Origin of the sequence: Arcobacter sp. YIC-80 (assembly GCF_044841725.1) — a bacterium.
GTDB lineage: Bacteria > Campylobacterota > Campylobacteria > Campylobacterales > Arcobacteraceae > Arcobacter_B.
Window position 1 is genome coordinate 1 of sequence record NZ_JBJBSI010000003.1, and the last position, 23,889, is coordinate 23,889.

Annotated in this window: 27 protein-coding genes and 1 rRNA gene; 1 reads left to right on the forward strand and 27 read right to left on the reverse strand. The window is 30.0% G+C overall.

Annotation, left to right across the window (positions count from 1 at the left end; translation table 11 throughout):
• Positions 1-69 precede the first annotated feature (69 nt).
• The 20 genes from ACH5BK_RS05565 to ACH5BK_RS05660 all read right to left on the reverse strand — a co-directional run bounded on the left by ACH5BK_RS05565 (position 70) and on the right by ACH5BK_RS05660 (position 17,148).
• Positions 70-1,584: ribosomal RNA gene (locus ACH5BK_RS05565) — 16S ribosomal RNA — on the reverse strand.
• Between the two features lie 484 nt (positions 1,585-2,068).
• Positions 2,069-2,764 (reverse strand): 5'-methylthioadenosine/adenosylhomocysteine nucleosidase, encoded by a 696-nt coding sequence (locus ACH5BK_RS05570; RefSeq protein ID WP_404305286.1) that lies wholly within the window; start codon positions 2,762-2,764, stop codon positions 2,069-2,071.
• A complete protein-coding gene (gene fabD, locus ACH5BK_RS05575; protein WP_404305288.1) occupies positions 2,757-3,686 on the reverse strand; it encodes an ACP S-malonyltransferase in 930 nt (309 codons plus the stop codon). Before fabD ends, ACH5BK_RS05570 begins: the two co-directional genes overlap by 8 nt.
• A gap of 177 nt (positions 3,687-3,863) precedes the next feature.
• Positions 3,864-4,391 carry a peptidylprolyl isomerase gene (locus tag ACH5BK_RS05580; protein WP_404305290.1) on the reverse strand — a complete coding sequence of 176 codons (528 nt, stop codon included), beginning with the start codon at positions 4,389-4,391 and terminating at the stop codon, positions 3,864-3,866.
• 19 nt (positions 4,392-4,410) lie between these two features.
• A complete protein-coding gene (locus ACH5BK_RS05585; protein WP_404305292.1) occupies positions 4,411-5,412 on the reverse strand; it encodes a tetratricopeptide repeat protein in 1,002 nt (333 codons plus the stop codon).
• Positions 5,413-5,416: 4 nt separating this feature from the next.
• Positions 5,417-5,971, reverse strand: coding sequence for an OmpA family protein (locus tag ACH5BK_RS05590; protein WP_404305294.1), 555 nt, complete (start codon positions 5,969-5,971; stop codon positions 5,417-5,419).
• A gap of 68 nt (positions 5,972-6,039) precedes the next feature.
• Positions 6,040-7,311, reverse strand: a complete 1,272-nt coding sequence (gene tolB / locus ACH5BK_RS05595) for a Tol-Pal system protein TolB (protein WP_404305296.1) — start codon at positions 7,309-7,311, stop codon at positions 6,040-6,042.
• 3 nt (positions 7,312-7,314) lie between these two features.
• Positions 7,315-8,049, reverse strand: coding sequence for a TonB C-terminal domain-containing protein (locus ACH5BK_RS05600; protein WP_404305298.1), 735 nt, complete (start codon positions 8,047-8,049; stop codon positions 7,315-7,317).
• A gap of 3 nt (positions 8,050-8,052) precedes the next feature.
• On the reverse strand, positions 8,053-8,445 hold the full coding sequence (locus ACH5BK_RS05605) for an ExbD/TolR family protein (RefSeq protein WP_404305300.1): 393 nt from the start codon (positions 8,443-8,445) through the stop codon (positions 8,053-8,055).
• Between the two features lie 2 nt (positions 8,446-8,447).
• Positions 8,448-9,008: a MotA/TolQ/ExbB proton channel family protein gene (locus tag ACH5BK_RS05610; RefSeq protein WP_404305302.1), complete on the reverse strand. Its 561-nt coding sequence runs from the start codon at positions 9,006-9,008 to the stop codon at positions 8,448-8,450.
• A 6-nt stretch (positions 9,009-9,014) separates the two neighbouring features.
• Positions 9,015-9,392, reverse strand: coding sequence for an ATP synthase F1 subunit epsilon (gene atpC, locus ACH5BK_RS05615; protein ID WP_404305304.1), 378 nt, complete (start codon positions 9,390-9,392; stop codon positions 9,015-9,017).
• A 17-nt stretch (positions 9,393-9,409) separates the two neighbouring features.
• A complete protein-coding gene (gene atpD / locus ACH5BK_RS05620) occupies positions 9,410-10,804 on the reverse strand; it encodes a F0F1 ATP synthase subunit beta (RefSeq protein WP_404305306.1) in 1,395 nt (464 codons plus the stop codon).
• An 18-nt stretch (positions 10,805-10,822) separates the two neighbouring features.
• Positions 10,823-11,707: an ATP synthase F1 subunit gamma gene (gene atpG / locus ACH5BK_RS05625; protein ID WP_404305308.1), complete on the reverse strand. Its 885-nt coding sequence runs from the start codon at positions 11,705-11,707 to the stop codon at positions 10,823-10,825.
• Positions 11,708-11,717: 10 nt separating this feature from the next.
• Positions 11,718-13,235: a F0F1 ATP synthase subunit alpha gene (atpA, locus tag ACH5BK_RS05630; protein ID WP_404305310.1), complete on the reverse strand. Its 1,518-nt coding sequence runs from the start codon at positions 13,233-13,235 to the stop codon at positions 11,718-11,720.
• 21 nt (positions 13,236-13,256) lie between these two features.
• Positions 13,257-13,787 (reverse strand): F0F1 ATP synthase subunit delta, encoded by a 531-nt coding sequence (locus tag ACH5BK_RS05635; RefSeq protein WP_404305312.1) that lies wholly within the window; start codon positions 13,785-13,787, stop codon positions 13,257-13,259.
• Positions 13,787-14,305 carry a F0F1 ATP synthase subunit B gene (locus tag ACH5BK_RS05640; RefSeq protein ID WP_404305314.1) on the reverse strand — a complete coding sequence of 173 codons (519 nt, stop codon included), beginning with the start codon at positions 14,303-14,305 and terminating at the stop codon, positions 13,787-13,789. Before ACH5BK_RS05640 ends, ACH5BK_RS05635 begins: the two co-directional genes overlap by 1 nt.
• 14 nt (positions 14,306-14,319) lie before the next feature.
• Complete coding sequence (locus tag ACH5BK_RS05645; protein WP_404305316.1) at positions 14,320-14,742, reverse strand: F0F1 ATP synthase subunit B'; 423 nt, start codon at positions 14,740-14,742, stop codon at positions 14,320-14,322.
• Positions 14,743-14,858: 116 nt separating this feature from the next.
• The gene (locus ACH5BK_RS05650) at positions 14,859-15,716 is read right to left on the reverse strand and encodes a ParB/RepB/Spo0J family partition protein (RefSeq protein WP_404305318.1); all 858 of its coding nucleotides are present in this window, start codon (positions 15,714-15,716) and stop codon (positions 14,859-14,861) included.
• A gap of 23 nt (positions 15,717-15,739) precedes the next feature.
• On the reverse strand, positions 15,740-16,516 hold the full coding sequence (locus ACH5BK_RS05655; protein ID WP_404305320.1) for a ParA family protein: 777 nt from the start codon (positions 16,514-16,516) through the stop codon (positions 15,740-15,742).
• Positions 16,513-17,148, reverse strand: a complete 636-nt coding sequence (locus tag ACH5BK_RS05660) for a biotin--[acetyl-CoA-carboxylase] ligase (protein ID WP_404305322.1) — start codon at positions 17,146-17,148, stop codon at positions 16,513-16,515. Before ACH5BK_RS05660 ends, ACH5BK_RS05655 begins: the two co-directional genes overlap by 4 nt.
• A gap of 64 nt (positions 17,149-17,212) precedes the next feature.
• Between ACH5BK_RS05660 and ACH5BK_RS05665 the strand changes: the two genes are divergently transcribed.
• Positions 17,213-18,106 carry an AEC family transporter gene (locus tag ACH5BK_RS05665; protein WP_404305324.1) on the forward strand — a complete coding sequence of 298 codons (894 nt, stop codon included), beginning with the start codon at positions 17,213-17,215 and terminating at the stop codon, positions 18,104-18,106.
• Positions 18,107-18,123: 17 nt separating this feature from the next.
• Here the strand turns inward: ACH5BK_RS05665 and fmt are convergent, their stop codons facing one another.
• From fmt to dnaG, 7 genes are all read right to left on the reverse strand, one after another.
• Positions 18,124-19,044, reverse strand: a complete 921-nt coding sequence (gene fmt / locus ACH5BK_RS05670; protein WP_404305325.1) for a methionyl-tRNA formyltransferase — start codon at positions 19,042-19,044, stop codon at positions 18,124-18,126.
• Between the two features lie 9 nt (positions 19,045-19,053).
• Positions 19,054-19,818: a glutamate 5-kinase gene (gene proB / locus ACH5BK_RS05675; RefSeq protein ID WP_404305327.1), complete on the reverse strand. Its 765-nt coding sequence runs from the start codon at positions 19,816-19,818 to the stop codon at positions 19,054-19,056.
• Positions 19,815-20,906 carry a GTPase ObgE gene (gene obgE, locus ACH5BK_RS05680; RefSeq protein ID WP_404305329.1) on the reverse strand — a complete coding sequence of 364 codons (1,092 nt, stop codon included), beginning with the start codon at positions 20,904-20,906 and terminating at the stop codon, positions 19,815-19,817. The genes proB and obgE overlap by 4 nt, the downstream gene beginning before the upstream one ends.
• A gap of 128 nt (positions 20,907-21,034) precedes the next feature.
• Entirely contained in the window at positions 21,035-21,289 is a 255-nt protein-coding gene (gene rpmA, locus ACH5BK_RS05685) for a 50S ribosomal protein L27 (protein ID WP_404305331.1), read from the reverse strand.
• A 25-nt stretch (positions 21,290-21,314) separates the two neighbouring features.
• The gene (gene rplU, locus ACH5BK_RS05690; RefSeq protein ID WP_254576007.1) at positions 21,315-21,632 is read right to left on the reverse strand and encodes a 50S ribosomal protein L21; all 318 of its coding nucleotides are present in this window, start codon (positions 21,630-21,632) and stop codon (positions 21,315-21,317) included.
• Between the two features lie 128 nt (positions 21,633-21,760).
• Complete coding sequence (locus ACH5BK_RS05695) at positions 21,761-22,144, reverse strand: Rid family detoxifying hydrolase (RefSeq protein ID WP_404305333.1); 384 nt, start codon at positions 22,142-22,144, stop codon at positions 21,761-21,763.
• A gap of 78 nt (positions 22,145-22,222) precedes the next feature.
• Positions 22,223-23,857: a DNA primase gene (gene dnaG / locus ACH5BK_RS05700; RefSeq protein ID WP_404305335.1), complete on the reverse strand. Its 1,635-nt coding sequence runs from the start codon at positions 23,855-23,857 to the stop codon at positions 22,223-22,225.
• Between the last annotated feature and the right edge of the window lie 32 nt (positions 23,858-23,889).

Below are 23,889 nucleotides of genomic sequence, written 5' to 3' on the forward strand. Positions count from 1 at the left end.
GATATACCCTTTTTTTTGCTATCTTTGATAGCTTTGGAGAAGTTAATCGAATAACTTCTCTCTTCTCTGAAAGGAGGTGATCCAACCGCAGGTTCTCCTACGGTTACCTTGTTACGACTTCACCCCAGTCGCTGAATCCACTGTGGAGGGTAGCTATCTTAGCATCCCCGCTTCGAATGAGTTCAACTCCCATGGTGTGACGGGCGGTGAGTACAAGACCCGGGAACGTATTCACCGTAGCATTGCTGATCTACGATTACTAGCGATTCCAACTTCAAGTAGTCGAGTTGCAGACTACTATCCGAACTGGGAGATATTTTTGAGATTTGCTCCACGTCACCGTATCGCTGCTCTTTGTATACCCCATTGTAGCACGTGTGTAGCCCTGGACGTAAGGGCCATGATGACTTGACGTCGTCCTCACCTTCCTCCTGGTTACCCAGGCAGTCTGTTTAGAGTTCTCAGCCGAACTGTTAGCAACTAAACACGAGGGTTGCGCTCGTTGCGGGACTTAACCCAACATCTCACGACACGAGCTGACGACAGCCGTGCAGCACCTGTATATAAGCTTCTGCAAGCAGACACCTTCTAATCTCTTAAAAGTTCTTACTATGTCAAGTCCAGGTAAGGTTCTTCGCGTATCGTCGAATTAAACCACATGCTCCACCGCTTGTGCGGGTCCCCGTCTATTCCTTTGAGTTTTAATCTTGCGACCGTACTCCCCAGGCGGTACACTTAATGTGTTTACTGCATTACTGCAAGGTCTAGCCTCACAACAACTAGTGTACATCGTTTAGGGCGTGGACTACCAGGGTATCTAATCCTGTTTGCTCCCCACGCTTTCGCGTCTCAGCGTCAATAATGTTCCAGTAGATCGCCTTCGCAATCGGTATTCCTTCTGATCTCTACGGATTTTACCCCTACACCAGAAATTCCATCTACCTCTCCCATATTCTAGGTGAACAGTTTTCAAAGCAGTTCTATAGTTGAGCTATAGGATTTCACTTCAAACTTATTCACCCGCCTACACGCTCTTTACGCCCAGTGATTCCGAGTAACGCTTGCGCCCTCCGTATTACCGCGGCTGCTGGCACGGAGTTAGCCGGCGCTTATTCATATAGTACCGTCATTATCTTCCTATATAAAAGGAGTTTACGCACCGAAATGTGTCATCCTCCACGCGGCGTTGCTGCATCAGGGTTTCCCCCATTGTGCAATATTCCCCACTGCTGCCTCCCGTAGGAGTCTGGACCGTGTCTCAGTTCCAGTGTGACTGATCATCCTCTCAAACCAGTTAGGCGTCATTGTCTTGGTGAGCCATTACCTCACCAACTAACTGATACCGTACAGGCCGATCCTAGAGCTATAAATATTTCCCTTGCAGACTTCTGTCTTAAAGGCATATAGAGTCTTAGCAGTCGTTTCCAACTGTTATCCTCTTCTCTAGGGCACATTACCTATATATTACTCACCCGTGCGCCACTTAGCTGACAAACTAGCAAGCTAGTTCCGTTCTCGTTCGACTTGCATGTGTTAAGCACGCCGCCAGCGTTCACTCTGAGCCAGGATCAAACTCTCCATAATTGAAAAATCTGAAACTGACAATTTTTATTAATTGTTACATTAACAAAACTATCACTCAAAATGTTTTTATAATCTTTTGATTGTAAAAAACTTAAATAGACAAGAATTGTTCTTCTTGTTTTTATATCGTTTATTCTATATTCGGTTTATAAAAATTACTTCTTATTAACCTTCGTTTTTAAAGATCTTAATCTCTTTAGAACTTTTTGTCGTTCCTCTGAAATTGGACGGGAATTATAGACAAATTTCTCCCCTTTGTCAAGAAGTTTTCCTAAATATTAACTTAAATTGCTCAATTTGTAATCTTTTTGTCTTTTTTTCTGCTTTTTACTATGCTTTTATTGGGTTTTTACTTCTCTTTTTTGGTTTTTTTTAACTTTTTTTTGTTTGTTAAAGATTATATGCTGAAAGGTTATTATTACTAAAGAAGAAAATAAGAGTCCATAACCAATATTTTTAAGATTGGTTATGGGATTTTTGATAACTAGTCTATTAAATTATCAACAATTTTTATCATATAATTTGCAGAGTTAACTGCTGATGATTTTAAAAACTCATCAAAATCAATATCAGCTCCACCGTCTGCTGTATCAGAAATAGCTCTTAATACAAAGAAAGGAATATTTAATGCATCACATACAACTGCAACACTTGCCCCTTCCATTTCTAAGGCATCAGCTTTAAAAGTAGTTTCTATAAATTCTTTTCGATCATTTGAATGTACAAATTGATCACCTGTAGCAATTGTACCTTCTATAACTCTTAAATCATTTTCTTTAGCTACTTTTTTAGCAATAGTTCTTAGTTTTTCAGATGTCTCAACAAAAACACTTCCCCCTGGAACGTATCCATTTGGATGTCCAAATGCAGTAATGTCTAAGTCATGTTGACATAATTTATCAGCAATTATTAAATCACCTATTTTTAATTCAGGGTTAATCCCTCCTGCAACACCAGAAAAAAGAAGTGCATTACATCCAAATTTTTCAATCATTGTTGCAGCTGTTAAACTTGCAAAAACTTTTCCTATTTTAGAATAAGCAATAACTATATCTATACCTTTATAGTTTACTTCATAATATTTATTATCAGCAAACTCTACAATATTTACATTTTCAAAATGAGCTAAAAGAGGTTCTATTTCTTCTTCCATAGCTCCCATAATTGCAATTTTAGTCATTTAAATCCTCAATTGTCTTTTCTAAAGACTTCATATCACTTACATTTAAAGTAGGTACTACTTTAACAATTTTTCTATTTAATCCTTTTAATACTATTCCATTTCCAAATTCTATAAAGGCATCAACATTTTTATGAGCTAAAATTGACTGCTTATATTTTACTGGTTTAACAAGTTGTGAAGCCAGAAGTTCTATTGCTTCATCTTTTGTAGTATAAACTTCTGTAGTAACATTTGAAACAACAGGAGAAAATTCATCTTTTAAATATTCTTCTAAATATGGTTTTAAATTCTCAACAGCACTTTCTAATAATTCACAATGACTTGCAACAGACATATCTAATACAATAGCTCTTTTTGCACCTGCTTCTTTGAAAGTATCTACTAAACTTTCTAAATCAGATTTAATTCCTGCTAAAACTAATTGTCCATCCATATTATAGTTCGCAGGCCATATTTGTTTACCTGCTTTTCTTTGTTCTTCACAAATATTTTCAACTATACTATCATCTAAACCAACTAAAGCCATCATTCCAGCACCTCCACCAGAACAAGCTTCAGTCATAAATAAACCTCTTCTATGTACTAATTCAATAGCGTCTAAATAATCAATTGCTCCCGCACTAACTAATGCTGAAAATTCTCCAAGAGAATGTCCTAAAACAAATTCTGGTTTAATATCACAATTTTCTTTAAAAATCGCATTGGCAATTGAACTTACTAATAAAATTGCAGGTTGTGTATATTCAGTTTTACCTAAGTTGTCATTCTCTTCAAATAAAAGCTCTTCAAAATTAACTCCTAATCTTTCACTAGCTTTTGAAATCATATCTTTTGCAATATCACTATTTTCAAAGAAATCTTTTCCCATTCCAATACTTTGACTTCCTTGTCCTGGAAAAATAAAAGCAACTTTTTTCATTGTAAATACCTTTTTATTTAAAATAATTAGTTTATAAAAACTATTTGTTAAAGTTTATAAAAAACAAACCTTAAGAAATAGTTTTGCCCAAGTGTAAAAAACACTTGGGCAAAAAATGATTTGTTATAATCAATTTACAAGTTAAACTTGTAGAATATTTTGCTAACCTAGCAACTATTAATTACAACCACAACCACCAGTAGATTGTTGCTGGCTTCCACCACCACAACATCCACCACTCATTGCAGCCATACCACCAACAACACCTGTTTGCATTTCTTCTTCTGTAGCAGCTCTCATTGAAGTAACTAATACCGAGAACATTAAAGTTTTTCCAGCCATTGGGTGATTATAATCAATAGTAACATCAGAATCAGTGAAAGATTTAACTACAACTTGTACAGTCTCACCATTTTCACCAGTTCCGTATAAAGACATTCCTTCTGTTAATTCAATACCAGCAAATTGCTCTTTTGGTAAAACTTGTATTGCTTCTTCATTGTACTCACCGTACCCATCTTTTGCTTCAACTAAAACATCTGCTTTATCATTTTCAGCCATTTCTACTAATTTAGATTCTAATCCTGGAATAATTTGACCTTTTCCAGCAATAAATTCTAAAGGAGCTTGCCCAACATTAGTGTCTAATTGTTCACCACTGTTAGCGTCTTTTAAAGTATATTCAATACCAATAACTTTTGACATATTTTTTCCTTATTAAGATTTATAATTTATTTAAATTTTTTTGAGCTATTTTTTTCTCATTTGAATTTGGATAAAGATCAATTAAAGTACTATAAAAACTTTTTGCATTTTCTTTATTTCCTATGTGTTCAAATGAAATAGCACTGTGCAATAATAATGATGGCATATAAGCTGCTTTATCATTTAGAATAGCAGATTTTTTAAAATGACTTATTGCAAGATCATATTTCTTTCTTACATACCACATTTCACCTAAGTAATAATTACTTTCAGCAGGTTTATAATTTAATGAAATTAACTTTTCAAATTTGGGAATAGCATATTTAAAATATTTTTTAGAATATTGCTCTTTTGCTTCCTTCATTATCTTAGATTTTTGGGCTGTTGATAATTTTTTTGAAGAGTTTTCACTTTTTGAAGTTTTCTTAGAAACTTCTTCTATTACCTTTGAAGAATTTGAAACGCCTAGAGCTTTCTTTAAATTTTCAAATTCTGCACGAGTAATAAATTGATCCATATTTTTTCTAAGTTCACTTGCAGAAACATACTCTTTGTTTATTTTGTTAACAAGTTTTGATATTTTTGAAACTGCTTTTTTTAGAGTAACAATACTAGTTCTAACTTCTTTATCAGTTTCTTCTTTCATTGTTAAAAGTTGTTCAGAAACTGATTTTATTTCTGCTGTTTCAGTACTATTTTTAGAAGCTAATTCAGAAGACATTTCTACTTTTTTCATTAGTTCATTCATTCTTAATACAGTTGCATTAAGCTTTGATGAATCTCCTTCATAAATAGACTCTAGACCTTCTAATCTTTTCTTTAAAGAATCAATAAGTAAATTAACATCATTAATCTTAGAATTAATGCTATTTAATTTTTTTTGATTTTTTAATATATGTTTTTCAGCAGAGTTAAGACCGTATGGATTTTTTGAATTTAAATCACCTGCTCCAAAAACAGAAACCTCTTGGGCTCCTGCTATTGAAACTGTGATCAAAAAAGATGCAAGATATTTATTCATAGAATTATTTAACTAGAGTATGTTCAACTCTTCTGTTTTTTGACCAACAATTTTTATTCTTCTCAGAACAAACAGGATTACTTTCACCTAATGTTACTAAAGCAATATTTGCTTCAACACCATTGTTTTCTAATACATTTTTTACAGATTTTGCTCTTTTTAAACCTAATGCATAGTTATATTCATCAGTTCCCCATTCATCTGTATTACCAGTTACTTTGATTGTAGTTGATGAATTTAAAGCAGATAATTTAGAAGCATTAGACATTGCTTTTTCTTTCATATCAGCAGTTAAATTATACTTATCAAATCCAAAATAAATGTTTTCAATAAATACTTTTTTCCCATTAATCATGTAGTAAGCACCATTTTCTGCTTTTTCAATCATTGAAAAGCTACCGTCCATTACTTGTTCTACATTTGTATCAGGAATTGTATTTAACACTGTTTCTGAATTTTGTTCAGGTTCATTATTTACATTCATGTCTACATTTTTTTCACTACAACCTGTAAATAAAACAGATGCAATTAAGAAAGAGTAAATGCTAATTTTTTTCATAAATTTGTCCTTAGAATTAAAAATTTACTTTGATTTTACAAAATCAAAACTTAATTAATCATTATTCGTTACCAATCAATAGATTGTATTTTCCCATTGTATAGTGGAAAAAGATACGATTTATTAAAATTAAGCCTTATAATTCCTACTGAACTTTGTCCATTTAAATTTTTTATAAATAACAAAGATTCTCCATTTTGAGAAAACTTAGGAAATTGATTAATTCCACTTGAAGTTAATCTTTTCAAATTATCTGATTTTGTTGACATTAAATATAAATTAAATGTCCTGTCTGCAAATTCATTTTCATTTTCTCTACTAACATAAACAATATTATCTTTATAAGAAGTAGCAGAAGAATTATTTCTACTATGGTAAACTAATCTTTCAACACCCCTTGAATTAAAAGATTTAGCAAAAACATTAGGATAACCTAATCTATCAGAAATAAATACCATTCTAGATTCATCATCAATAAATTGTGCACCCACATCAATACCACTATAATTTGTAACTTGTTTTGCTTTTTTACTCAATGTATTATATAAATAAATATCAGGTTGGTTATTTGGGGAAGCAGTAATTAAAACTTTTGAGCCATCTTTACTTACATCAGAAGCAACAATCATACCATCAGATTGCATAATTACATTTTTTTGTTGTGTATATATATTTAGCTTAACTAATGTAGGTTTTTCGTAATTATAAGAAGTGTAGTAAATAGATTTTTGTTTTGGATCTGCCCATTTAGGAAAAACATTTAAACCTCCTCTAATAATAGTTTTTTTATAAGTTAAAGTATAATCACCTATCATTATATTAGCTTTTTTACTTCCTACATAATTTGAAAATACTACAAATTTATCCATCCATGAAATACTTGGAGCTTTAAAATGATCATTTACACTAATTGCTGTTCTATGTGCTAAAAATGGATATCTATTCTCTTTTAAAGTAGTATAACTCTTTTGTAAAGTCAATGTTTTTGCATTAATATCATAAAGTTTTGTAAAAAGAGTATATGAACCATCTAAGTTCTTTTTTGCACTAAGACTAAGATATAAGTCTAAACTCTCATTAGCTAATCTAATAACATCAGGTTCATCTTCAAATTTAAGTTCATTATTTGATAAAGAAACATCAAAATGACCACTAATTATAAAGTCTTTTACTAATATTTCTTTTATTTTACTTAATGTAGCAATTTCAGCTGAATCACTAGCAATATTAACTGCTATACTAGGTAGCGTTTTAGTTTTTTTTATAATTTCTAAGTTTGCATCTATTTGTGCAAATAAAAAAGTTGTTAAAATAAAAATTAAAGCTAAAATTTTTTTCATATATTATCCTTCTGATCTAAAGTTAACACTGATTGTAACAGTTTTACCTTTTTTAGGTTTAGGATATATTATACTTTTTTGTTCTTCTAAAAAAGCTTTTAAAGATTGATCAAAACTGATATTTTCAGAAAATTTTATAAATCTATAACTAAATTCTCCACTAGGTGAAATATTAATAATAATTGTAGCAATTAAATTTTCTTCTCTTGTTGTAGGAGTCCATACTGAAAGCATTTCATTAATTTTTGAAAAATACTCATCACTCTCATCATTTTTACTTAAATTTTTTGAACTAACATTTGTAGTTGTAAGTTTATCATCTAAAATTTTATCTATTTTTACATTTGATGATTTTTTTTCTCTTTCAAATTTTGCTTTAAACCTTTTTGGGTCAACAGATTTTTTAACATTATTTACTTCTTCTTTCTTAACTTTTATATCTTTTGTTTTAACATTACCAAATAGAGATTTTAAATCAGGCCTTTTTTTATTTGAAATAGATGCTGATTTATCAACATCTTTTTTAGGTTTATTTTCTTTTATTTTTTCTTTTTTAGCAACTCTTTTTTTATTACTTTTTTCAATTATCATATCTAATTGAATAACTGTTTGCTTAGTTTTAATATTAAAAGTTTTAGTTTTTGGACTTACTATATAGTAAATAAAAATAAAGCAAATAAAAATATAAATAAAAAAAGAGATTATTCCTGAAATAAATAAAAATGATTTCTTTTGCATAAATTAACCATCAGTGACTAATGAGACTTTATAAAACCCTGCTTCTTTTACAGATTTCAATATAAATATAACATCATTATAAATCAAGTCTTTATCAGCTCTAATATGAATTGGAGTTTTCTGATCTTTTCCATTTGAAAACAATAAAAAATTATCAGCAAATTCTTCAATACGAATAGTTTTTTGCTTATTAATTTTTACAATTCTATCTTTAGTAATAAAAATATTAATCTTTTTAAAATCTTGAATTTGTTTTGATTTGCTTCCTTTAGGAAGATTAACAGGTTCTTCAAACTCTATTACAGGTGCAGTTACCATTAATATAGCTAGAAGAACTAACATAATATCAACTAAAGGTGTTATGTTTAAATCAGGTTTTTGGTTAAAATCGTACAAAATTAACCTTTAGCAATTAAAATTTCAGCTTGTGCCTTAATATAAGTATTTAATTCATATACTTTTCTAGTTAACACTTGATGGAATGTATAAGCAAAAATAGCCACAAAAATTCCAGCAGCAGTTGCAACAAGTGCTTCTGAAATAGCAGGTGCAATTAAAGAGAATCCAACTTTTGAATGTCCTGAAAATTTAGCAAATGACTCAAGGATTCCAACAACAGTACCAAATAAACCAATAAATGGAGATGTTGAAGAAATAATTGCTAACCAAGAAATACCAGCACTTGCTTCTTTAATAATATTAATTTCACAAGCATGAAGTAATTCTCTTGAAGAACTATTATTTGAACATTTATTTAAAGACGAAAAAGGAGAAAATGTAGCATCTCTCGAAGTTAAAGATTCAAGGGATTTTTCTTCATTAATTATTAAGCCTTTTAAAGAAACATATCTATAAATAAAAATCCAAAAAGTAATAAATAAGTACAATGACAATAGTGCTAAAACTATATAAGTTATAGCACTACTATTTGCCAAATAATTTAGTATTGTGTTTGTCATAAGCTATTATGCAAATGAATTAATTTTTGCTTCAACTGCAGCAACAGAAACGTTAGAATCTTTAACAGAATTAACTAATTCTTTTGCAGCATCTATATTTTTAGAGATTTCAGAATCAGCACCTTGAGTTAATGCGATTGCTCCATCTACTAAAACATCTACAGATTTTTCATCTACTTTAACATGTCCCCAGTTAATAGCAACAGCTTCAGTAGAGTCGTCTTTTTCAATTACGATTACTCCAACAGTTAAAGATGAAACTAATGATGCATGACCTGCTAAAACACCGAACTCTCCCTCTTTTCCAGGAAGAGTTACAGTTTTAACATCATCATTAAATATCTCACCGTTTGGACTAACGATTGATAGTTTAATTGTATCCATGTTATACCTTATGGTTATTATTTCATATTTTCAGCTTTTGCTAAAGCCTCATCCATTCCACCAACCATATAGAACGCCATTTCAGGGATATCATCATATTTACCTTCTAAAATCCCTTTAAATCCAGCAATAGTATCTTTTAATTCAACATATTTACCAGGAGAACCTGTAAATACCTCTGCTACGAAGAATGGTTGAGATAAGAATCTCTCAATTTTTCTTGCTCTTGCAACAACAAGTTTATCTTCTTCAGATAACTCATCCATACCAAGAATTGCAATAATATCTTGTAAATCTTTGTATTTTTGAAGAACTGATTGAACACCTCTTGCAACATCATAATGCTCTTGACCTATAACGTCTGCACTTAAGATTCTTGAAGTAGAGTCTAATGGATCAACTGCTGGGTAAATACCTTTTTCAGCAATTTTTCTGTTAAGTACTGTAGTTGCATCTAAGTGAGCGAATACAGAAGCAGGAGCTGGATCTGTTAAGTCATCCGCAGGTACATATACAGCTTGAACAGAAGTAATTGAACCTTTATTAGTTGAAGTAATTCTCTCTTGTAATTTACCCATTTCTGAAGCAAGTGTTGGTTGGTAACCAACAGCTGAAGGAATTCTTCCTAATAAAGCTGACATCTCAGAACCTGATTGTGCAAATCTAAAGATGTTATCAACGAACATTAGTACGTCAAGACCTTTTTCATCTCTAAAGTACTCAGCCATAGTAAGACCAGTTAATGCAATTCTATTTCTTGCACCTGGAGGCTCACTCATTTGACCATAACATAATGCAACTTTGTCAAGTACGTTAGAGTCTTTCATTTCGTAATAAAGGTCATTACCTTCTCTTGTTCTCTCACCAACACCAGCAAATACTGAATAACCAGAGTGTTTGAATGCAACATTATGGATAAGCTCCATGATAATAACTGTTTTACCAACACCAGCACCACCAAATAGTCCAACTTTACCACCTTTTGAATATGGTGCTAATAAGTCAACTACTTTGATACCAGTTTCAAACATTTCTGTTTTAGTTGATTGCTCTTCAAAAGAAGGAGCAGATCTATGAATAGACCATCTTGGAGCATCTTCTGAAATTGCTTCACCTTCATCAACAGGGTCACCAATAACGTTAAAGATTCTTCCTAAAACATCTTCACCAACAGGAACCTTAATTGGTCCTCCTGTAGCAGTACACTCTTGACCTCTTGTTAAACCTTCAGTCATATCCATCGCAATAGTTCTAACTCTACTATCACCAATGTGTGCAGCAACTTCTAATACTAATCTATCAGCATTAGCATCTGCTAATGTAACTTCAATAGCTTCATTAATTTCTGGTAAGTATCCGTCGAATTCTACATCAACAACAGGACCCATTACCTGAATAATTTTACCTTTCATACGGGTAGCTCCTTTAAATTATTTTAACGATTCAACACCACTGATAATTTCTATCAGCTCTGTTGTAATTGCAGCTTGTCTAGCTTTATTATATTCAACTGTTAAAGAATCAACTTTTTCTTTTGCATTCTTTGTTGCTGCTTCCATTGCTTGCATTCTTGCAGAATGTTCAGCAGCTAAAGAATCAATTAAACCGTAATACATATTGAAATCAATATATTTACCTGTTAATTCATCTAACACTTCTTCATCATCATCTGGCTCAATATCTAACATAGATTCTGTATCACTTGATTCAACATTCTCTAAGCTAATTGGTAACAATTCTCTTACTCTAATTTCCTGAGTAAGCATGTTTAAGAATCCATTATAAACAACAATAACTTTATCTGTTTTCTCATTTTTAAAGTCTTCTACAACATCTTTAATAAAATCAGCCGCTCTGTCATAATCAGGAGCAGAAGAAAGGTCATTAACTGTTTGGTCTAATTCTACACCTTGGAAGTTAAAGAAATCAATTCCCTTTCTTCCAACAGCTCTTAATCTAACTGTAGCACCTTTTGCTTCTTGCTCAGCTTTAATTTTACTAACAGTTTTAATTGTTGCCATATTAAAACCACCACAAAGTCCTTTGTCAGCAGTAACAAAAACAATATCAACTGTTTTTGGGTTATCATTTGGAACAAATGCTCTACCGATATTTCCTTCATCTTGAACTTTGCTAACTCTAGCAGCAATATCAGAAAGTACATCATTTATCTTATTTGCGTAACTTTTAGCTTGCTCAGACAATTGTCTAGTTCTAGTAAGTTTCGCAGAAGATACAAGCTTCATAGCTTTAGTTGTTTTCTGAGTATTTTTTACACTACCAATTTGTAATTTAATTTCTTTTAAGTTAGCCATTAACTAATCCTTAGTTTGCACTAAATACTGTTTTAAACTCTTCTAAAGCAGCTTTTAACTCAGCTTCAGTCTCATCATCAATTTTTTTCTTAGCTTTAATTGCCTCTAAGATATTAGAGTATTTTTGTTCAAAGAATGCATGTAATTCAGCTTCAAATCTAACAACATCACCAACAGCAACATCATTTAAATAACCTTTTGTACCTGCATAAATAATTACAATTTGTTTTTCAATTACTAATGGAGCATTAACACCTTGTTTTAATACTTCAACCATTCTTTGACCAAGTTCAAGTTCTTTTCTTGTTGACTCATCTAGGTCTGATGCGAATTGAGCAAACGCTTCTAACTCTCTAAACTGTGCTAATGATAATTTTAAAGTACCAGCAACTTGCTTAGTAGCTTTAATTTGTGCAGCACCACCAACTCTTGATACTGATAAACCAACGTTAATTGCCGGTCTAATACCTGAATTGAAAAGGTTAGTTTCTAAGAAAATTTGTCCGTCTGTAATAGAAATAACGTTTGTTGGAATATATGCCGCAACGTCACCTGCTTGTGTTTCAATGATTGGTAATGCAGTCATAGAACCAGCACCCTTCTCATCTGACATTTTAGCAGCTCTTTCTAATAATCTTGAGTGTAGATAGAATACATCCCCTGGGAATGCCTCTCTACCTGGAGGTCTTCTTAATAATAATGACATTTCTCTATATGCAACTGCGTGCTTAGTTAAATCATCATATACGATTAATGCATGTTGACCATTATCTCTAAAATACTCACCAATTGTAACACCTGTATAAGGAGCTAAGAATTGTAATGCTGAAGAATCAGCAGCACCTGCATTTACAATAGTAGTATATTCCATTGCACCAGCTTCTTCTAATGTTCTAACAATAGCAGCAATAGTAGATGCTTTTTGACCAATTGCAACATAAATACATTTTACATCTTGATCTTTTTGGTTAAGAATTGTATCAACAGCAACTGTAGTCTTACCAGTTTGTCTATCACCAATAATAAGCTCTCTTTGACCTCTTCCGATTGGAACTAGTGCATCAATTGCTTTAATACCAGTTTGTAATGGCTCATGTACAGATTTTCTTGCCATGATTCCTGGAGCTTTTTCTTCAACAAATCTTGTTTCAGCAGCTTCTATAGCACCTTTACCATCAATTGGTTCACCAAGTGCATTTACAACTCTTCCAACCATATTAGGTCCAACTGGTGTTTCAAGTAATTTTCCAAGTCTTTTACAAGAAGTTCCTTCTCTTAATCCTTCACCTTTACCAAGTACAACAACACCCACAGAAGATTCTTCTAAGTTTAAAGCAACACCTTTTTCGCCATTTTCAAACTCTACAATCTCACCAGCCATTACATTTTTTAGACCGTAAACTTGAGCAACACCATCTGCAAAAGAGATGATCTTTCCAGTTTCATTTACATCTACATTTAATTCAAAGTTATCAATTCTCTCTTTAATTATAGAACTGATTTCATCAGCTTGAATTTTTGCACCCATTCAATTTCTCCTTTATAAGTTCTAAACTGCTTTTAAAATATGATCAATCATTTGAGATTTTAATCTATCTTTCGAGAAAGAGATTTCAACCCCAAGTCCATCAATATCTACTTTAATACCATCATAATCACAAACATTTTGAGATAATGATAAGTTAACATCAAATTTTTTACTAAATTGTTCTTCAATTGAAGAAACATATTCTTTTGAAAGTTCTTGGTTTGTATAAACAACACCAACATACTCATTATTTAATTTTGCAATTTGAACATCAAGTTCAGCTGCAATATCTGGTAATAAAGTAAGTCTTCTTTTTTCACCAAGTAATTTCACGAAGTTAGTTAAAGTTTCATCAGTTTTTTTAACTAATGATAATACTAACTCTACTTTTTTACTATCACTTACTTCAGGAGAAGAAACAATAGAATTAAACTTTTCATCAGCATAAGCTGTTGAAATAGTATTTAAGTTAGCACTTAATGCTTTAATAGTTTTACTATCTCTACCATCAACTAACGCTTTTACATATCTTTTTGCTATTAGATCATTCATTATGCTACCTTCTTTAGAACAATATTAGCTAACTCATCTTGAGAAAGTTTAATATTATCTGATTTTAATAGCTCTTCAAGAACTTCTGCAACAACTTCTCTTTTTGCTTTTGATGTTTCAACTTTAATCATTTCTTCTAGATTTTTTTCTAAATTAGTGATATCAGAATTAACTGCAACAGCAACTTTTTCTTTAACTGAATCAATATCAGCTTTTGCGTTTTCAACAATTTCAGCTGCAAGTTTTTTTGCATCATCAAGTTGTTTTTGAGCCTCATTTACTTTATCTTCAGACGCTTTTAAAGTATCTTGTACTTTGTCAAGCTCTGCTTGAATAGATAGAGTTCTATCAGCAAAAAATGCTTTAATTTTATCAGCAAGTAAATACCATAAAATTCCAGCAAAAATTATAAAGTTAACGGTTCTCTGTACGATATCGTAATCAGTTTCCGCACCAGCAGCAGCAAATAATGAAAGTGGAGCTAAAGCAGCTACACCAAGTACTAAAAGTTTCTTCATATCATTTTTCCTAATTAAATTGAGCTAAGCTTAGCTTTTAAGCTCTCATTGAATTGAGGCATTGACGATACTAAAGAATCTTTTAATGCTTTAGTTTCCTCTTCCAAATTCTTAGCAAATTCTGCAGATTTTGCTTCCAAATTAGACTTAGCGCTAGCAAGTTTTGCATCAGCACTCTCTTTTGCTTCCTTATAAGCTTGTTCTCTAATAGCAGCTGCTTCTTTTTTCGCATCTGCAATTACTTTATTTGCTTCAGCGATCATACCATCTACATCTGCACCGTTTGATTTTGCATCTTCTAAATCTTTTTTAATAGATTCTGCTCTATCATCCATGTGCTTTAGTAAAGGCTTGAACAGACAGCTGTTTAGCCTAGCAACAACTAAAAGAAAGATGATACCAGAGCTAAGCAATAATACAGGACTTATGTCTAACATTCATTCCTCCATATTTTTTACAGTTTAGTTTAACTAAAACTCGTATATTTTAGCAAAGTTAAATATAAAGTAATATTAAAGGAATAAATTACGTTTTAAAATTTTATTTTTTGTTACTATTGTAACTTAAAGTAAGAAGAAATCTTATCAATATCTTCTTGTGAGTTTATTTCTATTTTGAAGTAGTTTTTTTCAGCTTTTACCTTTAAATCGCTACTTTTAAGTGTTTCTACTACATCTTTAAGTGGATTAAAGTCATAAGTTGTTACTTTTTTACTCTTTTTTACTTCAGGATTGTTTTTTGACTTCAAATCTTTAATTAATTTTTCTGTTTCTCTTACAGATAATTTTTGACCAATTACTGAATCTGCAACCATTTTTTGATCTTCATCAGTAAGACCAAGCATAACTTTTGCATGTCCTGCACTAATTTTACTATTAGCTAATAGTTGTTGTACATAAGATGATAATTGTAATAGTCTTAAAGTATTTGTAATTGATGTTCTTGACTTAAAAACTTTTTTAGATAATTCTTCATGTGTTAAATCATGTTCATTTATTAATTGAGCATAAGAATATGCAAGTTCAACAATATTTAAATCATCTCTTTGAATATTTTCAATTAAGGCAAGTTCTCTTAATTTCATTTCATCAGCATCTATTATAAATGCTTTAATTTTATCAAGGTTTGCTAACTTATGAGCTCTTAATCTTCTCTCCCCTGCAACTAAAACATATTCAAAATCATCTTTTTGAATAACAGTAATAGGTTGTAACAAACCATGTTCTATAATAGAATCACTTAATTCTTTTAACTTTTCTTCATCAAATATTTTTCTAGGTTGATATGGATTTGTACTTATTAATGATACATCCAATTCCATTGTGTCTTTACTTTCATTATTTGTATTTGAAGTTTCATAAGCAGTTTCAACTTCACCTAATAATTCTCCTAATCCTCTACCTAATGCCATATTTTCTCTTCCTAATTAGATTTTTAACCTGCAATTGCTTTTGCAAGATTTGTATAAGCTTTTGTACCTGTTGCACTTGCATCATATAACATGATTGGTTTTCCAAAACTTGGACTTTCTGCAAGTTTAATATTTCTGGGGATAACAACATAAGAACTATCATCAATTTTAAATAGTTTACTCTCAAAATGCTGTGCTAAGTCAGCAAAGACTTGCTTTGATAAGTTGTTTTGAGAACTATACATAGTTGGTAAAAAACCTCTTATTTGTAATGATTTATTAATAGTTTGTTTCACTAATTTAATTGTGTTTAATAATTGAGCTAATCCTTCTAATGCAAAAAACTCACATTGAATTGGAATTAATACAGAATTTGAAGCACTTAATGTATTAATAGTGATTGGTCCCAATGCAGGAGGTGAATCAATAATAATATAATCAAAATCTTTTTTTACAGGATCAATTTTTCTTTTTAAAACTAATTCTCTATCTTTCATATTTTTATAGAACTCTTTTTCTATTCCAACTAATCCAATATTAGAAGGAGCTACTTTTAAGTTTTCTATTTCTGAGTCTAACATAATTTCAGGTAACTCTTTTGTACCTAACATTACATGATAAATGTTATATTCATAAGTATCTCTTTGGAAACCTAATGATGTTGTTGCATTAGCTTGTGGGTCAGCATCAATTAATAGTACTCTTTTACCTTCTAGGGCAAGTGCAGCACTTAAATTTACAGCTGTAGTAGTCTTACCTACTCCACCTTTTTGGTTAGCTATTGAAATAATTTCTGTCATCGTAAACTAAATACCTTTTTATTATTTAAGTTAATTGAACCATCACTATTGAGTATTGCATTTTTTAATGGAATTTTTTCGTTATCAATGGTTGCTTGGAATTTTCTACTCTTATCGAATTCTATCTTATAGTCGCTAAAAATTTGCTTCCATGAAATTTGTTTTTTTAATTCAAAAAAATAGTTTTCTAATAATACCTCCCTATCTATGGCAATATCTAATTTTCCAAATTCTTTACTTACTTCAATCAAATTTAATCCAATACCACATAAAACAATATCTTTATTTAAATTTGTAATAGTACCACCAATTTTTTTATCATCAATATAAAAATCATTAGGCCATTTTAGCCATACTTTTGAACCACTTTTCTTTAGTATTATTTTCAATAAAAATGAAAAATATATTGAAGATGTTTGTAAAGGCAAATCTTGGGGCAAAGAGTTTTTACATAATGCAAAAGAGAAGAAAAGATTTCCTTTTTTTCCTGTCCAAGAATTTCCTCTACTTCCAATACCATTAGTCTGTTGATCTGTTACGATACAAGTTATTTCATCCAATTCATTATTATTTATATAATTTTTTAAGTATGAATGAGTAGAATCTACTTTATTTAATCTTATAATTTTCATTTGATTATTATACATTATTGCTTTACAAGATTGTATTAAATATAATCATTTAAAAAAGGTACTTATGTTAGATCCAGTTTTACCAATAGCTTTATATCTTTTTCTTGGGTATTTATTTAAAGTTGTTTTTCATGACAATTCTAAACAATTAATTGAATTTATAATCTACTTTTCACTTCCTGCAATAGTATTTTCTAAAATTTATCCTTTAACACTTGATGATAGAATTCTAAGTCTTATATTGATGTTTATTGGTTTTATTTTATTTAATTTAGCTCTTGCATATTTTATTGGAAGATTAATGAAATTAGATAAACTAATACTTGCTACTTTTATGATTATGGCAACATTTGGTAATACTTCTTTCATAGGCTTTTCTTATATTGATGCTTTTTATGGTCAAGATTATATTGTATATGGATTAATATATGATTTATTTGGTTCTTTTTTATTATTAGTTTCTATTGGTATGTTTATAATTACTTGGGGTAGTGGAAGAAAAAATAATGTTAAATCAATATTTAAAAGTGTGTTTTTATTTCCACCTTCAATTATGTTTTTAATTACTGTAATAGCAAAAAATTTTGAAGTACCAAACTTCTTAATTCTTACATCTGAAACATTAGGAGCAACACTTGTTCCTATTGCAATGATTGCCATAGGAATGAAACTTGAGTTAAAACATATTTTTTCAAAATTTCATGTGGTTTCAATGGCAATGATTTTAAAAATGTTAATTGTTCCTATTATTGTACTTTTAGGATTTCAGTTATTCTATGGAATTGAGGAAACATGGGTTAAAGTTACAATTATTGAAGTTGCTATGCCACCTATGACAATGGCTACTGTGCTTGCTATAAAAGGTGGCTTAGATGAAAAAATTGCTATTAACTCTTTAGTATTGGGAGTACTATTAAGTCTGTTTACTATTACAGCATATACAACATATTTAGGATAAATATGTTGTATTTTAATTTAAGATAAAATATCTCCTAAATTTAATCTTTGTCCTCTTATATAATCAACAGATGATACTGCTTTTTTAGATGGTGCTTGAATTGTTAGAATTTTTAAAGAGCCATATTTACACCCTACTACAATATTATCAGAATTAATTTCTAATATTTCCCCTTCTTTATTTAAAGATTGTGTTTCTATAAGTTTTATATCTTTTATTTTAAGTTTTGATTCTAAAAAAATTCCTGGCCAAAAACTATATGCTTTATATTTCAAATATACTTTTTTTGCATCCACAAAAGAAATTAAACCATCTTCTTTTTTGATTTTACCACAAAAACTAACTTCAGCATTGTTTTGTTTTTTAGGTTTTATATTTTCAAAGTTATCTAAAGTAGTTATAGTTAACTTTGCTGCGATTACAGAAAGTTTATTAAAAGCTTTTGTAACTTCCATCTCAGGCGTTATTTTTAAATAGTGTAAGCCTAAAATATCTCCACTATCTAATCCTTCTTCCATTAACATAGAAGTAACACCGGTATATTTATCATCATTAAGTAGTGATTCTTGAATTGGACTTGCTCCTCTATATTTAGGAAGTAAAGATGCATGAAGATTTATACAAGGGGCTATTTCTAAAATTTCTTTAGGTAATATTTGTCCATAAGCAGCAACAATAATAAAATCTGGATTAAAACTTTGAATTTGATTTTTAGCTTCATCATTATTTTTTAACTTTTCTGGTTGAAAAATAGGAATATCTAAATTTTTATCGATACAAAATTGTTTTATATGAGGAGGAGTTAAGACCTGTTTTCTACCTACTTTTTTATCTGGCTGAGTAAATAAAGCTACAACTTCATAAGCACTATTTAGCAACTCTTCAAAAATCTTAGTTGCATAATCAGGTGTTCCCATAAATAAAACTTTTTTTGACATTTTAAACCTTTATTTCTTAAAAATTGTTCCACTTTTATGATTTTCATCAACTAAAAAATCATAAGCATTTGTTAAATCGAATCCTGAGGATAAATACATTGGTATATTATGTTTCATTAAAAAATCAGCAGCTTTTAACTTTGTAACTATTCCACCTGTAGCAAACTCAGAGTTTGCAGTATGTTTCATTTGTAACTCTTCCTCATTTATAGATGAAACAACCTTTAACATAACTGCATCACTGAATTCTCTAGGATTTTTATTATAATACCCATCAATATCACTTAATATTGCTAACATATCTGCTTTAAAATGATATGCTACATGAGCTGCTAATTGATCATTATCACCAAAAAGAAGTTCATCATTTGCTATTACGTCATTTTCATTTATAATAGGTAAAATTTTATTTTCAAGTAAAATTTTCATTACATTTTGTGCATTTTTTGTTCTTTTTCTAGAATCAAAATCATCTGCAATTAAAAGCATTTGTGCACAAGTAATATTGTGTTCTTTAAATCTTTTTTTATAATTTTTTAATAAAAGAGGCTGACCTATTGCAGCTAAAGCTTGTCTATTAGCAATTTGAGTTTTGTCAAGTTGCAATGATGTAAAACCAGCTCCAACAGCACCTGATGATACTAAAATCACTTCATAATTCTTATCATTTTTTAATTTTGCAATTAAATCAACTAAAGCTGATAGTCTTTGGATTGCTAGTTGTCCATTTTCTGTTAATACAGCAGTTCCTACTTTTATTACAAGTCTTTTCATTTTCCTTGTTCCAATAATTTGTATAATGAGAATTTAATAGCTTCAATATTTTTTCTTGTGATAGAAGAAATTGGTAAAACAAAAAAAGGCTTACTATTATCAAATCTATTATAAGTTAAATCTTGAACATAATAAGGTAATTCTTTATCAAATCCAAACTCATTTGATTTTGATTCTTCTAAACCAATATCAGTAATAAATTTTTTAATATCACCTTCTAAATCTTCTCCATAATATCCATCTGTTTTACTTAATGCAATTGCAAAATTTCTTGTTGATAATTCATTTGAAAATTTACTAACTTCTTCTTTTAATACATTATATTGATCAAGCATAGTTCTATAATTAGCTACATCAATTAAGAAAAGCAGTGTTTTTGTTCTTTCTATATGTTTTAAAAACTCTAAACCTAATCCTCTACCATCAGCTGCACCATCAATAATCCCTGGAATATCAGCCATTACAAAAGAGTTATAATCACCAACTTCAACAACTCCTAACTTTGGAGTTAATGTTGTAAATTCATAATTAGCTACTTCTGGACTTGCATTTGATGTAGTCGAAATAAGAGTTGATTTACCAACATTTGGATATCCAACTAAACCAACATCAGCAATAAGTTTTAACTCTAATCTAATATTTTTAGTTTGACCTGGAAGACCTGGTTGAAAATAAGTTGGTCTTTGATTTCTTGAGTTTTTAAAGTGAACATTACCTAATCCACCTTTTCCACCTTCTAAAAGTTTTACCTTTTCACCTTCATTTAATAAATCTAATAAAAGTTCACCTGTATCTTCATCAATAACTTGAGTTCCAGGAGGAACAGTAAGAATTAAAGGATCAGCTGATTTTCCTGTCATTCTTGATCCCATTCCCTGTTTTCCATTATCAGCTTTAAAAACTTTTCTTCCTTTATAAAAAGATAAAGTATCAGTGTTGTTATCTACTATAAAGTAAACATCTCCACCTTTTCCACCATCTCCCCCGTCAGGACCACCTTTTACTACAAATTTTTCTCTTCTAAATGAAGCACATCCTTGTCCACCTTTACCTGATGAAACTGAAAATTTGGCACTATCAATAAACATTATAAACCTCCACGGTATATGTAAAATAAAAAATCAACTACTATTAACTTTTTATTTTACATTTTTATATAAAAAAAGGGTGCAGGCAAAAAGCCATACACCCTTTAAAATCATTTTTCTTTTAGAAATTATGAAGCGTAAACTGAAACTTTTTTTCTTTTTTTATCTTTAGTTTCAAATTTAACAACACCATCAATTAAAGAATAAATTGTATGATCTTTTCCAATTCCAACGTTTGCACCAACGTGTACTTTTGTTCCTCTTTGTCTTAAGATGATGTTACCAGCTCTTACTGTTTCTCCACCATATTTTTTAACACCAAGTCTTTTTCCAGCTGAATCTCTATTATTTTGTGTAGATCCTTGACCTTTCTTGTGAGCCATACTATTATCTCCTTGAATTTATTGCTTAAGCAGCAATTTTAGTGATTCTAATTTTTGTGAAGCTTTTTCTAAAACCTCTTTTTAATTTTGAATCTTTTCTTCTTCTTTTTTTGTAAATAATAACTTTTCTATCTCTATTTACACCAGTACCATCTAAAACTACTTCTGCTTCAACTTTTGCAGCTGATACAGCATCACCAGTTTTTAATTCACCATCGTTTACAGCTAAAACATCAGTGATTTCTAAAGTTTCTTTAGCAGCTTTACCAGTATAATCAATGTTAAGGATATCTCCCTCAGAAACTTTATACTGTTTTCCACCACACTTAATAATTGCGTACATTTTTCTTCCTCTAATATTCAGTTCTATGTGCTAACTTCTCGTTGACAATTCATGCTAACTTTATTTTTCGAACCGGAATACTATCTTATTTTACTTTAAACTTTGTTTAAGTCAGGTTGATTATTTGCTTAATGATAGTCACTTGCAGTAGCAACTGCATCAATCATTATTAAAGAATTCAATGGTAATCCTTGAGTAGATATTGTACTTCTTGCAGGTTTATGATCACCAAATGCTTCAGCAAATAATACATTTACAACTCCAAAGTCTTCAATATTTTCTAGATAAATAGATACTTTTACAACATTATTCATTCCACTTTCAGCATCTTCCAATAATGTTCTTAAGTTTGATAAAACTTGTCTAGTTTGTACTTTTATATCTCTTTCTACTAAAGTCCCATCTAAAGTCACTGGAACCTGTGCTGATGTATAAATCATTCCATTTACTTTTACAGCAGGTGAATATGGTCCAATAGCAGCTGGTAAATTATCACTTTCTATAAATTTCATTTTAATTTCCTTCTTTCTTTATCTTTTACAGCAATTCTACATAAATTATTCTACTAAAAAAATTAAAAGAAAAATTAATTATAAATCATAAGTTACAAGCCTACCTTGTTTAAGTTGTCTTAAAGCATCTTGCGTTTTTCTTAAAAGTGATCCTTTTTCTCTTAAAGATAATGTTTTATCATATTTTAATTCATTTAATTTTTTAGTATAAAACTTATATAAAAGAATTAAAAGTTCTTTTTCTAATCTTTCATCATTATAATCTTCTAGTTTTTCATTTAAAACTATCGAATTTAATGAAATATTATTTATATCAGATAATAATAATTCAAACTCATTTTTATGTATTTCAAACATTGAAGAATCAACTAAATCTAGTACTGTATCCAATCTTTCTGGTTTTTCTAAAATAGCTTTTATAATACATAGTTCTTGAATATTTACTTTTGATAAATCAACTTGAATAGGTCTACTTATGTCAGTTGAAACTTTTACTAAATTTTCCCTAATATTTAACTTTTGAGCTATATAACGTTTATACTCATCTTGATATAGAATACCTAATGATTTTAAATAATCATTTGCTTCAATTAATGCTTTTTGCTTTTGGGAAGCATTATTTATATCGTACTTAGACACAATGTAATCAATACTATAAGAAATAAAATCTTGAGGAGTATTAAACATTTTATCAAGCTCTTCAATCTTAGCATCTTTAACCATGTCAGCAGGATCTTTGCCTTCGCCAAAAATAACAACACCACCCTCAAATTCACTTTGTGATAACATGACAGAAGCCTTAAAAGCTGCTGCAAGACCTGCTTTATCACCATCATAAGCAAGAATTACTTTTGGCTCTCCCCTTCTAATAAGAGGTAAGTGATCTTTTGTTAAAGCTGTACCTAATGTGGCAACTGCGGTATTAAAACCAGCTTGATGAAGCATAATAACATCTAAATATCCTTCACAAACTATTAGTCTATTTTTTTTATAAATATTCTCTTTTGCTAAGTGATATCCATAAAGTAATCTTGATTTATTAAAAAGTTTAGTTTGAGGTGAATTTACATACTTAGCATTATGTCCTGTTATAGTTCTACCTCCAAAACCTACAATTCTTCCATTTATTGCATAAATAGGAAATGTGATTCTTTCAATAAATCTTGAATATAAGCCATTTGTTCCTGTATCAATTACACCTAAATCAATTGCTTCATTTAAATTATAATGGTTTGCTTTTAAAAAATTAATTGTATCATTGGATTTAGGAGCATAACCTATTTCAAATTTTTCAATAAAAAACTCAGAAATACCTCTACTTTTAATATACTCTTTGGCAGTCTTATTATTTATAAATAACTTTTGATAAAATCTATTAACATCTTCAAGTACTCTAACATCTTGTTTTTTTTGTTTTACATTGTCATATTCAAGTTGAACATTGTACATGGAAGCTAATTTTTCTAAAGTTTCTGGATATGACAATTTTTCATATTCCATTACAAACTTTATAGCATCACCACCTACCCCACAACCAAAGCAATGATAGATTTGTTTTGCTGGGCTTACCACAAAAGAAGGTGTATCCTCTCCATGAAAAGGACAACAAGCTTTGAAGTTTGCTCCTGATTTTTTTAATTCTAAAAATTGAGATACTACATCTACAACATCAAGGTGATTTTTTAAATTATCTATTGATTCTTTTTTTATCATAAGGTATTATACACTTTTATTATTTTATATGA